We start from the raw sequence: 14,845 nt of genomic DNA, 5'->3' as shown, positions 1-14,845 counted from the left end.
GAGCCGGAAGGCCTGCGAGCAACATCAACTACGCTGTGAGGAAAAATCCGTTAAGTCATAACGGTGCGTGAACAGATCGTCCAGCTCCGTCTGGTGCGTAATCGCCACCACGGTACACGCTGGCAATGCCAGCTTGACCAGTGCCAGAAGCTGTCTGGCGGCGTCATGATCCAGATTGCTCGTTGCTTCATCCAGATAGAGCGTATCGGGTTTAGCAATCAGCGCACGGGCAAAGGCAACACGCTGCCGTTCCCCGCCGGAGAACACCCGATCCCAGTTCAGTTGCTCATCCAGACGATCGCGCCACGCGCCCAGCCCGACGCTATCGAGCGTCTGACGCAGCATCTCACTGTCGGCCAGCGGCGGATGCGGATAGCAGAGGATCTCTGCCAACGTCCCCTGCCCCAGATAGCTTTGCTGCGGTAACAACAGGCTGCGACCTTCCAGCGACTGCCAGCGGCCATCGTAATACGGCCACAGGCCGCTTAACGTACGCAGCAGAGTGGATTTCCCCAGCCCGCTACGGCCAGAAAACTTACTCCAGCTACCCGCTTCACAGCTCAGATCCACCTTTTGCAGCAGCGGAGAACCCTGCGGCGTGGTGAAAGAAAGCTGATCCACTTGCAGACGATCGCCGACCGGAATCACTTCCTGTTCAGACTGATGGCGTTTAATTTCCTGTTTGAACTGGCTCAGACGTTCCATGCTGGCTGATAATTCCACCAGCTCTTTATACATGCGGATAAACCAGCTCAACGCGCTATGCACCTGTGCAAACGCTCCGCGGATCTGCATTAACCCGCCTAGCGTCACCGTTTTGCTGAGAAAAGCAGGCAATGCGGCAAAAATAGGAACGATCAAGCTAATACGCATGTAACCCGTGGTGAAAAAACCCAGGTTACGTTCCGCATTCATTGAACGCCACCAGTTAGAGACAATCGCAGAAAATTGCCGCTGAAGATGGCTTTTTTCCTGCTGTTCCCCGCCATAGAGCGCAATTTGCTCGGCGTTATCATGCTTACGCAACAAAGACGCACGAAAATTCGCCTCAGCACGTTGCTTCTCATAGTTAATACCGTGCAGTCGTTTACCAATAAGATGCGTAATCAAGGTGCCGAACACGGTATAGAGAATGACGGCCCAGACCAGATAACCTTTGATTACCCACTCCTCACCGAACAACGTAAAGCGCTGTACTCCCGATAACTCCCAGAGAATGATGACGAAAGACGACAATTGGGCAGTCACAACCAAAAACGACACCACCAGACTCACCGTTTTATCAACAAATAAGCTGATATCCTCGGCGATACGCTGATCGGGGTTATCGATTTTTCCCTCTATCGACATCCGATAGAACGCGCGCTTTGCCAGCCAGCTATTCACTAATTCTTCCGTCATGGCACTGCGCCAACGAATGATCAACCAGCGGGTGAACCAGTCCTGATGCACAAATACCACGATATAAATCAGGATATAGATGCCGTACTCTTTCATGAGAGAGAGCAGCAAGCTGCTATCAAACGACCCTAGCGCATCGTAAAACGTTTTACTCCAGTCATTGAGCAATACGTTGAGATAGACGATGGCCCATCCCATGCTGGTGGCGATAATGAGAAGTAACAGCGCTAGCCAACCTTGCTTTCCCCGCCAAAAAGGACGGCAGAGATCGACAAACTGTGCCGTCATCTTTTTCACTCTTTCACCTCTTGCGGCAAGGTGATGTAAAGCACGCGGTTATCTGGGTTATACAGCTTCGCCGACATCGCCCGTACCTCTTCCAGCGTGATGCTGTCGGCCAGTTTGGCTACGCTAGTCAGATAACGCGGATCGTCATAATGTCGGTAACTCAGAAGCAGACGACGCTGTATCGTCATGAGATCGCCCTGACGCCCTTTTTCCGCACGAATGAACTGTGCTTTCTGATCTTCTACATCCTGCTGAGTGATATTTTTCGGCAGTTCAGCAAAGGCTTTCTCAGCCAGTTTCCACAGTTCCTGCGCACGTTCCGGCGCGCTGGTGAAGCTCACTTCTGTCTCAATACGCTGTCTTTTATCTTCCAGTTCACTGTCGACACGCATGCGATAAATACCTAACGCATCATCACGTAGGCTGGTTTTGAGATATTTATTCGCCAGATTACGGGCAACGCTCACCTGCACCGCGGCCTGCGGTGTCCACGCATGTGGTGTGAAGCTCCAGGCGCGGATATCGGCACGCGGTTCAATACTGATAGCCGATGTCGCTTCACGTTTACCCGGCAGAGCCAGATGTGATTTCACCTCGCCAGCAGGCTGACGCGGGATCGTCGCTAAATAGCGTTCAACCTGCGGCAAAATCTGTGCAGCAGGCATATCAGCCACGAGGTAGTAGGTTACCGGGGCAAACACCGCTTTATGCCACTGTGAAAGCAGCGCCGGCGCTGAAATTTGCTTCAGCTCCGCAATTTCAGGTTGCTGCCAGGCTGGCTCACCGAAACGTAGTTTGGCAATGTCACCAGCCCGTTCTCCTGAAACAGATTGATCGTCATTGGCTTTTTGACGCGCCAGACCCATCATGCTTTCTTTCATCACGTCAGGGTCGATACTCGGAGCCACATTCAGCTCACGGTATAGCCCCAGCAGACTTGCCAACTGCTCTGTTGGCGCACTTCCGTTCACGGTGAGTTGATCGGCTTCCTGAGCAATACCCAGCGACAGCGTCTTTTCCTTTTTCCAGTTATTAAGCGCTTCACCGTTCCATGCTGCAGGCCCGCTTTGGTTTACCAGTTGGCTTGCCAGCTGTACCTGCCACGGGTTGGTCGACGTGGACAAATATCCCGCGTCGCTCACTGCCGTCAGGTAGACTTTTTTACCCGCTTCTGGCGCACGCAGCCATACCACGCGGTCACCATTGCTCAACTGCCACTGCTCTACCTTCTGCGCGGCAAAGGTCTTCACCGCCGTGCGTTTCCCACTTTGCGTTACGGCAGGCAATTCAGGGATGACTTTCTCTTTTTCTACTTGCAGCGGTGCCAGCGTCGCGGCTGCCCACTGTGCCTGCAACTTACGAATCGCATCCGGTTTAGGCAAGGTGAAAGGCGTCGCGCCCGGCACGCTAAACTGAACCAACGTATCAGGTGACGCTAACCAACGTTGCCAATGGCGGTTCACATCTTCCGCCGTGATGGTATCCAGCGCTTCCAGTGCATCTTTACCGCGCTGCTGGCTGCCGACATAAGGGCGATCCTGCTGCCAGACAATGGTCAATTGTTGAACCCAGTCTGAAAACTCACGTTTTTCAGGTGTATCGCTCATACGCTGTGCGACTTCACGAATGTCGGATGTGATCTCCGTGATGTCCTGTTCGTTTAACGGATAGCGTTTGAAGCGCTCAATTTCTTTCAGTACGGCGGAAATAGCAGCGTCATGACCACCCGGCATCACATTAGCGAAAAAGCCTAGTGCAGCCGTCGTTTTACCGATATCCGATTTACGCACCACCAGACTACTGGCATCTTGCGGCAGTTCCACTTGTTGTCGACGAACCTGACGAGTTACCGCAGACAGTGTGATTTGCGTCAGCAAACGATGACGGTAATCGGATTGGCCGAATGTGTCTTTGTCATTGAAACGGTAGACAAATGACACCTGGCTGCTGCCACTCTGGCTATCCTGCAAACGCGCAACGTTGAGTCTCGGTTTCAGTAACGGCTCGTAGTAATCACGGGCTGGCACAGCGACATTGGGCAACGGTGCAAAATAGCGTTGAATTTCGCGTTCTGCATCCGCAGGCGTGATATCACCAATGATCATCAAACGCATATTCGACGGGTGATACCAGCGTTGATAGAAATCCTGTAGTACGCTGGCTGGCGTGTCGTTAATCGACGCTTCCGTGCCAATCGTTGGGCGGGAAGGATAACGAGAGTCATGGCGAATCGCCTGTACGCGCTGCTGGTTCATGCGTTCCGCTACGCCCAGCTTGCCACGCCATTCTTCCATGATAATTTTGCGCTCATCATCAAGGTCGCTTTGCAGCAGTTTGGCATGGCCCGTCATCTGGCTCAGCGCCTGCAAGGTCGTCCCCAGATCGCGGTTACCTTTCGGCGGGCTCATCATGTACATGGTGCGCTCGTAGTTGGTCACGGCGTTATAGCTCTGACCGCGTACCCACCCTTGCTTATGCAGTTCGGTACTTACGCCTTGAGGAAACGCCTCGCTGGCGCGGAACACCATATGCTCCACGATATGCGCCACACCAGATTCGTTGTCCTTCTCATCAATCGAACCGACATCAACAATCAGACGAATATCGACCCGTGACTTCTGCCCTTCCAGCGGCACAAGGGTGTAACGCAGTCCATTTGCCAACGTCCCTTCTTTAAAAACCGGCAACGGGCTTTTAACTTCTTCAGCCTGGCTCACCAGACTCCCCGCTAACAGACCGACAGCCGTTAGCGATAACCAGCAACATCTCTTCCAGTTCATAACAACCTTTTCGTTTTTATTTTTGCCTGCAAGGCAATTTCTGAATGCATCAATGCAAAATGCCCCGTCATACGTCAGCATGTGACGAATGACGGAGCATAAGATTTACCAAGTGTAAGCGACACCAAGCCAGAACTGACGGCCGGGTTTGTAGGTTACCGTCGTCGTATTAATATTCGTCTTCTGCTGCGTTTCCACCACGTTATCCAACACGTTCAGCACATCCAGCGTGATATCCAGCGTCTGAGTTTTGTATACTGGCTGCGAGTAGGAGAAACGCCAGTCGTAGGAGATAAAATCGTCATATCTGGTAGAGACATACTCTTTCGCCTCTCCGGTAAAGTCAGGTTCAGCGTTACAGGCAGGGCTCCCACCAGGACACACTGTATTTAATGCCAGAGGAGTATATCCTTTGTAACCGGAGGTATAGCCTACTCGCTGGCCCCAATTGAGGCGAATTGCTGGGAAGTAGGTATCCACATTCAAGAAGGCAGTCCAGGGCGTATTGAAGTCCATGGCGTCCATATCGCCTTTATACATCAATTTATTATCAACAATAACCCGGCTCTCATCTGTATTCGTATCATCGTAGTAAGCAATCGAGTTAGCTTTATTTTCCGCGATACCGGCACCCAATTTCCAGTTCACTTCAGCAAAGCTGAAGTGGTGTGGGCTGATGGGCTGTACTTCCAAAGACAATGTATTCCCTTCAGTCCGGCCATCATTATTCATCACGCGGTAACGTTGCCCAGCAACGGTCATTGATTCAGCGCCAAACTGATCTTTCCCCTGACGATTAACCCACTTTGCCGTCCATACGGTATTCATGACTCGCTGCGATAGTCCTAGCGTTACTTCATCACTATAAGGCGTATTTAAATCAGAAACGGTGTAATTATTACCCGTAATTCTTGAGGGATTAGAAACCCACGGTGCAGTGGACGAGGTGCGCCTTTGCGCGATATTCGTGCCAATACCCTCACGCAGCTTATATGACAGCATACCCGAGCCATAATAGCGGTTGGCTCCACCGAATACGCGCGTAGAACGATCGCCGAAGACATCGTAAGAGGCAGAAAAACGGGGGGCGAAGTTCAGATTTTCCAGAAAATCATCGTAGCTAACACGCACGCCAGGGGTCAATTCCAGCCGACCATAGCTCATACTATTTTGCAGATAAGCAGCATAGCTGTTATAGCTGACTTGCACAGAACGGGCTGGGTAGAGAATACGAGAACCTGCAAACTGCTCACCGGGAATACACAGTTTATCACCGGGCAAACACACAACGTTGGGGTTGACGTAGGTAGCATTCGCCGAGGTATTGCTCAAATAGGCATCTTGAGAACGGTGATACTGTGCACTCGCAAAGTCAGCCTGCCAGCCGAAATCGACCTGATGGGTCATCCCCAATAAGAAGGCCGGGTTAAGTTCGTAATTCTGCTTCAATGTGGTGGTATTTTTTTCCGTGGCAAATGTCCCATAACCACCAATCTGTGAGGTACGAATTGACGATTGCCAATCCAATGACTGGGAGACAAAACCTAACGAAGGCGCATTGTGGATCCAAGTAATAAATTCATTAGACTCATGTTCAATCTTGTTCTGCTCAGACTGATAACCCACCAGACTGGTCATTTTCCCCCAACTGGCGTTGTGCTCCCACTCCATATTGAAGCGATAGCCGCCCCCCGTGTTGGTAAATGCCCCGTTTTTTGCATCTCTTTTGTAATACTTAGATTCGTGTGGAGAATACATACCCGTTATGCGAACAATATCGCCATTGTCCGCCAGATAGGAGCCTTTGAGCAGGTAGGTTTCACTCATCCGTTCCTGATCGTCCCACTGTTGCAAATACTGATGATAATAGGGAATATCTGACTGCTGGCGGTTATAGGCAAAAATAAATCCCGCTTTATCACTCAATGGCTGGTTAAAGGTAGCTGAATAGAACTGCTTCTTAAATTTTGGCTGGTAGTACAGATTAGTCGCAGAATAAAACTCGTCGCTGATACCCCCATCGACGTGATAACTCGTCCAGCTATCGCGCGAGGTACGGTAAGAAACTTTGCCGGAGGCTTTATCCAGTTTTGGGTCCATCAGTTTGGCATCCACCACACCACCGGTGAAATCACCGTACTTAGCGGAGATGTTACTATCAAACACTTCCAACGATTCAATCAGCTCGGAGTTAATCCAGAACGATTGTGTCCCACCCGCAGGTAGATCTGTCGCATTGTAACCATCAGGATCAGTATCTAGCTGCCCCTTATTGGCTCCAGGGTTAATATTGCTATTATTCGATAGCCCATCGATCATAAAGTTATTGTTGTAAAATTTCTCGCCGTGGAACGAGACGTTTTCCGGTGCCAGCTCCCCCGGTGTATTACTGCTATTCGCCGTGTTCGAGAACTGCACAGCAGCGTTATTCTTCAATAACTCTGGTATCGAACCGTTTCCGGTCGGCATCTTTTTAATCTGCTCAGCATTAATAATTTGCGTTCCCATCGACTGACTGGTCGGGGTTGAGCGGACTAAAATCGTATCTTCGCTATTCTCCGAAGAGGAATCACCCTGCTGTTCTTCTTCGGTTTCTGCCTTGTTTTTCTGCTGATTTTCATCAGCAGAGGTATCATTTTGCTGTGCGAGCGCAGGCCCTGATAATAATGACAAAAGCATCATTAAATAGACGTTCTTATTCATTTATTCAAAATCCCCAATAAGCATAATTATTTGAAAAATAAAATATTATTGTAAATTCCACGTGTAATATTTATTGCTGGTCATCAACTCGAATGTGTCCATTCAGTTTGAAAACGATGGAAACGACCTGATTATCAACCGGCGCCTCCGTGCGATAGCGCCAGCGCGCCATGTCTTTCACCACGTCATCACCAAATACGCCGTCTGGCGTTTCAGACAGAATCTGTACGTTAGTGACCGTACCACTGCCGGTAATATCGAATTTGACGCGCACCTTTCCTTCCACACCCAGCGCTTTTGCCCGAGAGGGATAATTCACACGGCGATGCAGTGCTCTGAAATTTTGACTGTTGCTTTTCCCTGCACCGCGAGCTGCCTGACCGCTATCGCTTTCTCCTGCCTTGGCCGTTGCCGCACTGCCCGGCATGCCAGCAGAAGCTTGCATCGGTGAAGGTGCATCACCGGTCTGATTTGTCGCTACGGGAGACTCGCTCTTTTTTTCTGTCTGCTGCTGCGTAGCCTGTTGTTGTTCTTTTGGTTTGCTCTCAGGCTTCTTTTCAGGCTGCTTCTTCTCACGCACGGGCGGCTTCTTTTCCGTAACGGGCGTGATGGGCTTGCGCTCAATGACAGGTTGTTTAATAACCGGGTTGGGGTGTTCTGGTAACGGAGGCGAAATAGGCTGTTCTAAAGAAACGGTTTGCGTCGCCACAACGGGAGGATCGGAAGACTCTGCAGTAGAAGGGGATGAATCAGCCTGCTGCACCATTGCCGCAGCCATCATCGTCACCTGCATGCTTCCACCTGCGTTTCCTGCCATATCGTCAATGCTTTCTTTCGGGGAAGAGTGCAATAGAAAGAAAACCGCTAGCGCCGCATGCGCCACGCAGGACAACACAAAGAATGCCAGAGAACGCCAGTTAGGCACATCGGCGGTTAGCGCTGTGGTTGGATAGGAATGAGCAAGAGGACGAGAGCCCAGCAATACGCTGCTGCCAGTGCGATTCGCACCCAGTAAAGCCCCCTGAAGATTTTCACTACTCACTATCCAACTCCATCTCTTAAACTTCAACTTCCTGGTGTCAGTAGTGCAGTCACAATCTTCCAGGCGATAAAATGTAAGCAAGATCGGAACACGAAAAAACATGTCAAGGCCGATCGGACAACATTAATAAATAATAATACAAATGAGAATCGTTTTACAAATGAAAACTGTTACCCACAAAGTCTAACAAACTGCATGCAATATCATTACAAATCACAGTAACGCATTGAGGTTAAATGAAAAAAGTGCGCTAACAGAGGCGCACTTTTTACTAGGAAGGGAAATTAGGGGGAGAAACGGTGCTGGAATAGTGGTTTAGCATCAACGCAATAGCGATCAATATTCCCGATCTTCAATCAGCCGTTTTCCCAGCGTGACGCTATCGACAATCTCATAGTCGAGTTTTTCATACATGCCGATCACGGCATCGTTGTCTTCACGCACCATCAGGTGGATCTTCGGACAGCCGCGGGCAATGAGTTTTTTCTCCAGACGGCTAATCAACGCATTCGCAATGCCGCGCCCGCGAAAATCAGGATGCACGCCCAGATAGTATGCCGATCCGCGGTGACCGTCGTAACCGCCCATTACCGATCCCACGATTTCGCCGTTCACCTCTGCGACCAGAAACAGATCGGGATCGTGATTGAGCTTACGTTCGATGTCCATCTCAGGATCGTTCCACGGGCGCAGCAAATCGCAGCGCTCCCAGAGGGTGATCACGGCTTCAAAGTCATCCTGCCTGAATATGCGGATTTCCATCACAGTCGCCATTTTGCAATAAGGTAAATTGTGATTATCGCGTGATTTTTATCAGACGCAATCTCAAATTGCGCGCCGCCATCAGGAATCACACAACAGGTGACCGGGGATCGATTTTATTGATGGTATACTGCCGCCTTTATTATTGTGCCCTCATCGCCAGAGAAACGAGATGCCCACTATGTCTGACGTCAATGCGGTAAAACATTTTTTGCTTAGCTTACAGGAAGATATCTGCCAGCAGCTTGCAGCACTTGATGGCGGAGCCGATTTCGCCAAAGATGAATGGCTGCGTGCCGAAGGCGGCGGCGGGTGCAGTCGCGTGCTGTCCGGCGGACGTATCTTTGAACGCGCTGGCGTAAATTTTTCTCATATCATCGGTAAGTCGTTGCCGCCTTCAGCCAGCACCCATCGCCCCGATCTGGCAGGCCGCAGCTTTCAGGCGATGGGCGTTTCGCTGGTGATTCATCCGCTGAGCCCTTACCTCCCCACCAGCCATGCCAACGTGCGCCTGTTCATCGCCGAGAAACCGGGAGAAGAGCCGGTTTGGTGGTTTGGCGGCGGGTTCGATCTTACGCCCTATTACGGTTTCAAAGAGGACGCAGTGCACTGGCACCAGACCGCTCACGACCTGTGCCAGCCGTTCGGTGAGGATGTGTACCCGCGCTATAAAAAGTGGTGCGACGATTACTTCTTCCTGAAGCACCGTAACGAAGCGCGCGGTATCGGCGGACTCTTCTTCGACGATCTCAACGAGCCAGATTTTGCTACCAGCTTTGCCTTCATTCGCGCCGTCGGTAACGGCTTCCTTGATGGTTATCTGCCCATCGTTGAACGGCGTAAAGATCTGCCGTGGGGAGAACGCGAGCGCGAATTCCAGCTCTATCGTCGTGGACGCTATGTGGAATTCAACCTGATTTGGGATCGCGGTACGCTGTTTGGTCTGCAAAGCGGCGGACGCACCGAGTCAATTTTGATGTCCATGCCACCGCTAGCACGCTGGGAATACCAGCATCAGACTGAACTGGGTAGCCCGGAAGCCCTGCTGTATCAAGATTTTTTACCGGCTAAAGACTGGCTGGCAGAAAGTCACACGCACAACAAGGAAGCATAAGTCATGCAGATTTGGGTCGATGCCGACGCCTGTCCTAACGTCATCAAAGAAGTGCTATTTCGCGCGGCAGATCGCACGCAAACACAAGTCACACTGGTTGCCAACCAGACCATAAAAGTACCGCCATCGCGTTTTATTCGTACGCTACGCGTCTCGGCGGGTTTTGACGTCGCCGACAACGAGATTGTGCAACGCGTTGAAGCAGGCGATCTGGTGATCACTGCGGATATTCCGCTGGCATCGGAAGTGATAGAAAAAGGCGGCATCGCGTTGAATCCGCGTGGAGAGCGCTATACGCCGGATACCATTCGGGAACGACTAAACATGCGGGATTTTATGGATACCATGCGCGCCAGCGGGATACAAACCGGTGGCCCAAGCGCATTAAACCAGCGGGACCGTCAGCAGTTCGCTAATGAACTGGACAAGTGGTTGCAGCAGTCGAAAAAGCCGTAACGCTCTGCCTGATTCCCCTTCCGTAGACTACCGATCGTTAAAAGATCGAGATACACGGAGCAATCGCGGGGCGAGGTACCCCTACGGGAACCTCATCCCCGCGCTTCTCCTAAAAACAGACTCAAGCAACCAACATTAACTATCTCGTCCCTTCTGTTTTAGCAAAGCAGGATGGCGATATTACTTAGCGATAAACCGGCAGCAGATCGAGACTCGAAAGCACATGTATCAGCGCGGTGCCAATGCCAAATAGCAGCACCAGCGCAACCATCGCATTGCCGCCCCGCACGCGGAACAGCGGGCTACCGAAGCGGCGACGCGACGCAAGGGCCAGCAACGCAGGCGTAATCACCGCCCATACTGTAGCGGCCAATCCGGCAAACCCAATCGCATAAATAAAGCCGTTCGGATACAGCAGACCGCCGATGATTGGCGGCAGAAAGGTCACCAGCGCCGTCTTGGCTCTTCCCTGTCGGCTATCGTCAAACTTCAATAAATCCGCCAGATAATCAAACAGCCCCAGCGTTACCCCAAGAAATGAACAGGCGACGGCGAAGTTGGAAAAGACGGTGAGCAACACGTCCAGATAGGGGCTGTTCAACACGCTACCCAGCGTCTGCACCAGCACGTCAATATTACCGCCCCGCTCCGCAATCCCGATAAAATCAGGGCGGGCAATGTTTCCCATCGTACCAATCAACCAGATGGCATACATCACCAGTGCCAGAGCGCTGCCAATAAACAGGCAACGTTTGATGACCTGTGGCTTATGGCCGTAATGCTTCACCAAACTGGGAACGTTGCCATGAAAGCCAAAAGAGGCCAGGCAGAATGGCAGCGTCATCAGGACATACGGAAGATAGCTGGGTGCCTCTTCCGCAACATTGAGTAAAACAACCGGCTTAACGTTCCACAGCAGACTGCCGAACGTCATGAAAAAGGTCAGTACCTTTGCCGCCAGAAAAAAGGCGGTCATGCGACTCACCGCCGCAGTACTCCACCACACGGTCAACGCGACAAACAGCGCAAACAGGCAGCCGCCGACGCGGGCGGAGAAATCGATCGACATCTCAGCAAGCGTGTGATGGATAATTGAGCCACTCGCCGAGATATAGGCATAGGTCAGAATATAGAGGACAAAGGCAATCGATATGCCGTTAATCACATTCCAGGTCTTACCTAACAGATCTTTGGTCAGCGTATCGAAGCTGGCACCCGTCGGATAATTCAGGTTAGCTTCCAGTATCATTAACCCCGAGTGATACATGCAAAACCAGGTAAACACCAACACGGCCAATGACCAGAAAAACCAGGCACCCGACATCACCACCGGCAGGGAAAACATCCCAGCACCAATAATCGTTCCTGCAATAATCATCGACCCGCCAAACAGCGAAGGAAGACGCTTTTCTGTACCGCTTTTTTCTACTGTATTTTCGTTCACTGCGCGTGTTGCCATAGCCGATATTCGCTCGTTGGTTTTTTTATCGAGTCAGGGGAATCTCCCCCTAAAGACGAGGCGGGATCATGGCATAAAACAAAAATTATTCCATTGATTCATATCGGCCAGACAATCTATTTGGTCGATAAACTGCGATAAATAAAAAACCCAGCCAACAATCGGCTGGGTTTGTCTGTATGACTGGAAATAACTTACAGCGGCTGAGTTTGTGCTTCTACCACCGCCAGTGCGACCATGTTCACGATCCGGCGTACGGAGGCAATCGGCGTCAGGATGTGTACTGGTTTTGAGATCCCCATCAGTACCGGCCCTACCGTCACGCCTTCTGAAGAGGAAACGCGCAGCAGGTTATAGCTGATACGCGCAGATTCCATGTTCGGCATGATCAGGATGTTAGCCGAGCCTTTCAGCGGGCTGTCTGGCATTTGCTCGCGGCGAATCGCTTCCACCAGCGCGGCATCACCGTGCATCTCACCATCAATCTCCAGTTCCGGCGCCAGCTTGTTGACCAGCGCCAGCGTGGCACGCATTTTCTGCGCCGTCGGGGAATCCGAGGTGCCGAAGCTGGAATGCGACAACAGTGCAACCTTCGGTTCGATACCGAAACGACGTACGCTTTCTGCCGCCATCAGGGTGATTTCCGCCAGCTGTTCCGGCGTTGGATCTGCATTGACGTAGGTATCGGCGATAAAGGTGTTGCCGCTCGGCAGCATCAGCGCGTTCATCGCCCCAGCTGCATGTACGCCTTCGCGGTAGCCGAAGACTTTCTCAACCACATCGAAATGCTCTTCATACGTGCCAATCGTGCCACAAATCAGCGCGTCCGCTTCGCCACGGTGAACCATGATCGAGCCAATCAGCGTTGGGTTGCCGATCACCGCACGCTGCGCTTTCTCCTGCGACACGCCGCGACGCTTCATCAGTTCGAAATACTCACTCCAGTATTCTTTGAAGCGCGGATCGGATTCGTTATTGACCACTTCGAAATCTTTACCGATGGTCAGTTGCAGCCCCAGCTTTTGCAGACGCATTTCGATGACGCTCGGACGACCAATCAGAATCGGGAACGCCAGCCCCAGCGTAACCAGTTCCTGCGTAGCGTGCAGCACGCGCGCATCTTCACCTTCGGCGAAGACGACACGCTTCGGCTGCTGACGCGCCTGCGCGAAGATCGGCTTCATGAACAGGTTGGTTTTGTAGACGAACTGGGTCAGTTTTTCGATGTAGGCATCGAAATCCTCGATCGGACGCGTCGCCACGCCGGAATCCATCGCCGCCTTCGCCACCGCCGGTGCGATCTTGATGATCAGACGCGGATCGAACGGTTTTGGAATCAGATAATCTGGGCCGAATGACAGCTCTTGGTCGCCGTAGGCAGAGGCAACCACTTCACTCTGCTCTGCCAGCGCCAGATCGGCAATCGCATGCACGCAGGCCAGCTTCATCTCTTCGTTAATCGTAGTCGCGCCAACATCCAACGCGCCACGGAAGATGAACGGGAAGCACAGCACGTTGTTCACCTGATTCGGGTAATCCGAACGGCCGGTACAGATAATGGCATCCGGGCGCACTTCTTTCGCCAGCGGTGGCAGAATTTCTGGTTCCGGGTTAGCCAACGCCATGATCAGCGGACGCGGTGCCATGGTTTTCACCATCTCCGGCGTCAGTACGCCGGGGCCAGAGCAACCAAGGAAAATATCCGCATCAGGGATCACGTCAGCCAGCTTGCGAGCACCGTTATCCTCAATGGCGTAAGCGGCCTTGGTTTCTTCCATATTTTCGTCACGGCCGTGGAAAATCACGCCGCGTGAATCACACACCACAATGTTGTGCTTCTGAAGACCCAGCGCCACCAGCAGGTTAAGACAGGCGATAGACGCAGCGCCCGCACCGGACACGACCAGACGCACATCGGAGATATTTTTTTCGACTACGCGCAGGCCGTTCAGAACGGCGGCGGTACAGATGATCGCGGTGCCGTGCTGATCGTCGTGGAAGACCGGAATCTTCATGCGCTCACGCAGTTTCTTCTCGATGTAGAAGCACTCAGGCGCCTTGATATCTTCCAGATTGATACCGCCGAACGTCGGCTCCAGCGCGGCGATCACGTCGATCAGTTTGTCTGGATCCAGCTCGTCGACTTCGATATCGAAAACATCAATGCCGGAGAATTTTTTAAACAGTACGCCTTTGCCTTCCATCACCGGTTTACCGGCCAGTGCGCCGATATTACCGAGGCCCAGAACGGCTGTCCCGTTAGAGATAACGGCAACCAGATTGCCGCGCGCGGTGTATTTGTAGGCGGCCAGCGGATCTGCCGCAATTTCCAGACAGGGAGCCGCGACACCAGGGGAATAGGCCAGCGCCAGATCGCGCTGTGTCGCCAGTGGTTTCGTCGGGGAAACCTGAATTTTTCCGGGAATCGGATACTGGTGGAAATCAAGGGCGCTTTGCTTTAGCTGTTCATCCATCTTATGTACCTTTTCGGTTTTGTTGTGTTGTGTCTGTAGGGTCAAGAGTACCCAGTATAGTGTTTGCGAATGACGAAACTACCGAGGATGGCAAAAACTGCGGGGGAATGCTGGTTAATATAGTTATTTTATTTGACGGTTTTTTGTTCAACAATCAGATAACTTGTAGAGAGAAATCGCGCGGGACAGCACTGCTAAAGTAAAGCTGTGATGCCATCACATTACGATGAACTGAGACTGCGATACCGTGCGCAAAAGGATCGCAAACCGCGCTATTGTTTGTGATCCAGATCAATTAATTCACCTGAGTCCATTGCATGACTCCAGCGCCGCATGCTGATATTGCGGCGCAACACCACAAGTTGC

At 51.8% G+C, this 14,845-nt stretch carries 9 protein-coding genes; 2 read left to right on the top strand and 7 right to left on the bottom strand.

Going from position 1 to position 14,845, the window contains the following annotated elements; translation table 11 throughout:
* Positions 1-24: 24 nt before the first annotated feature.
* From K7X24_RS10605 to K7X24_RS10585, 5 genes are all read right to left on the bottom strand, one after another.
* Positions 25-1,698: an ABC transporter ATP-binding protein/permease gene (locus K7X24_RS10605; RefSeq protein ID WP_224554795.1), complete on the bottom strand. Its 1,674-nt coding sequence runs from the start codon at positions 1,696-1,698 to the stop codon at positions 25-27.
* Positions 1,695-4,469, bottom strand: coding sequence for a M16 family metallopeptidase (locus K7X24_RS10600; protein WP_224554793.1), 2,775 nt, complete (start codon positions 4,467-4,469; stop codon positions 1,695-1,697). Before K7X24_RS10600 ends, K7X24_RS10605 begins: the two co-directional genes overlap by 4 nt.
* 105 nt (positions 4,470-4,574) lie before the next feature.
* A complete protein-coding gene (locus tag K7X24_RS10595; RefSeq protein WP_224554791.1) occupies positions 4,575-7,172 on the bottom strand; it encodes a TonB-dependent receptor plug domain-containing protein in 2,598 nt (865 codons plus the stop codon).
* 70 nt (positions 7,173-7,242) lie between these two features.
* Entirely contained in the window at positions 7,243-8,214 is a 972-nt protein-coding gene (locus K7X24_RS10590) for a TonB family protein (RefSeq protein ID WP_224554789.1), read from the bottom strand.
* A gap of 336 nt (positions 8,215-8,550) precedes the next feature.
* On the bottom strand, positions 8,551-8,976 hold the full coding sequence (locus K7X24_RS10585; RefSeq protein WP_010301346.1) for a GNAT family acetyltransferase: 426 nt from the start codon (positions 8,974-8,976) through the stop codon (positions 8,551-8,553).
* Between the two features lie 181 nt (positions 8,977-9,157).
* Between K7X24_RS10585 and hemF the strand changes: the two genes are divergently transcribed.
* Entirely contained in the window at positions 9,158-10,090 is a 933-nt protein-coding gene (gene hemF / locus K7X24_RS10580) for an oxygen-dependent coproporphyrinogen oxidase (RefSeq protein ID WP_224554787.1), read from the top strand.
* Between the two features lie 3 nt (positions 10,091-10,093).
* A complete protein-coding gene (locus K7X24_RS10575) occupies positions 10,094-10,546 on the top strand; it encodes a YaiI/YqxD family protein (RefSeq protein ID WP_010307164.1) in 453 nt (150 codons plus the stop codon).
* A 184-nt stretch (positions 10,547-10,730) separates the two neighbouring features.
* Here K7X24_RS10575 and mtr read toward each other — a convergent pair whose 3' ends face one another.
* Together mtr and maeB are read right to left on the bottom strand one after the other, a co-directional pair.
* Positions 10,731-12,005 carry a tryptophan permease gene (gene mtr, locus K7X24_RS10570; protein WP_224554785.1) on the bottom strand — a complete coding sequence of 425 codons (1,275 nt, stop codon included), beginning with the start codon at positions 12,003-12,005 and terminating at the stop codon, positions 10,731-10,733.
* A 194-nt stretch (positions 12,006-12,199) separates the two neighbouring features.
* Complete coding sequence (gene maeB / locus K7X24_RS10565) at positions 12,200-14,479, bottom strand: NADP-dependent oxaloacetate-decarboxylating malate dehydrogenase (RefSeq protein WP_039495186.1); 2,280 nt, start codon at positions 14,477-14,479, stop codon at positions 12,200-12,202.
* Between the last annotated feature and the right edge of the window lie 366 nt (positions 14,480-14,845).

It is taken from the genome of Pectobacterium versatile (assembly GCF_020166435.1).
Classification (GTDB): Bacteria; Pseudomonadota; Gammaproteobacteria; order Enterobacterales; family Enterobacteriaceae; genus Pectobacterium; species Pectobacterium versatile.
Note: the sequence above shows the minus strand (reverse complement) of the source record. Positions and strands in the feature narration are given on the sequence as shown.

Coding starts and splice junctions, on each gene's coding strand:
- K7X24_RS10600 (WP_224554793.1), bottom strand. CDS start 4,469: ATGAACTGGAAGAGATGTTGCTGGTTATCGCTAACGGCTGTCGGTCTG.
- K7X24_RS10595 (WP_224554791.1), bottom strand. CDS start 7,172: ATGAATAAGAACGTCTATTTAATGATGCTTTTGTCATTATTATCAGGG.
- K7X24_RS10585 (WP_010301346.1), bottom strand. CDS start 8,976: ATGGAAATCCGCATATTCAGGCAGGATGACTTTGAAGCCGTGATCACC.
- hemF (WP_224554787.1), top strand. CDS start 9,158: ATGTCTGACGTCAATGCGGTAAAACATTTTTTGCTTAGCTTACAGGAA.
- K7X24_RS10575 (WP_010307164.1), top strand. CDS start 10,094: ATGCAGATTTGGGTCGATGCCGACGCCTGTCCTAACGTCATCAAAGAA.
- mtr (WP_224554785.1), bottom strand. CDS start 12,005: ATGGCAACACGCGCAGTGAACGAAAATACAGTAGAAAAAAGCGGTACA.
- maeB (WP_039495186.1), bottom strand. CDS start 14,479: ATGGATGAACAGCTAAAGCAAAGCGCCCTTGATTTCCACCAGTATCCG.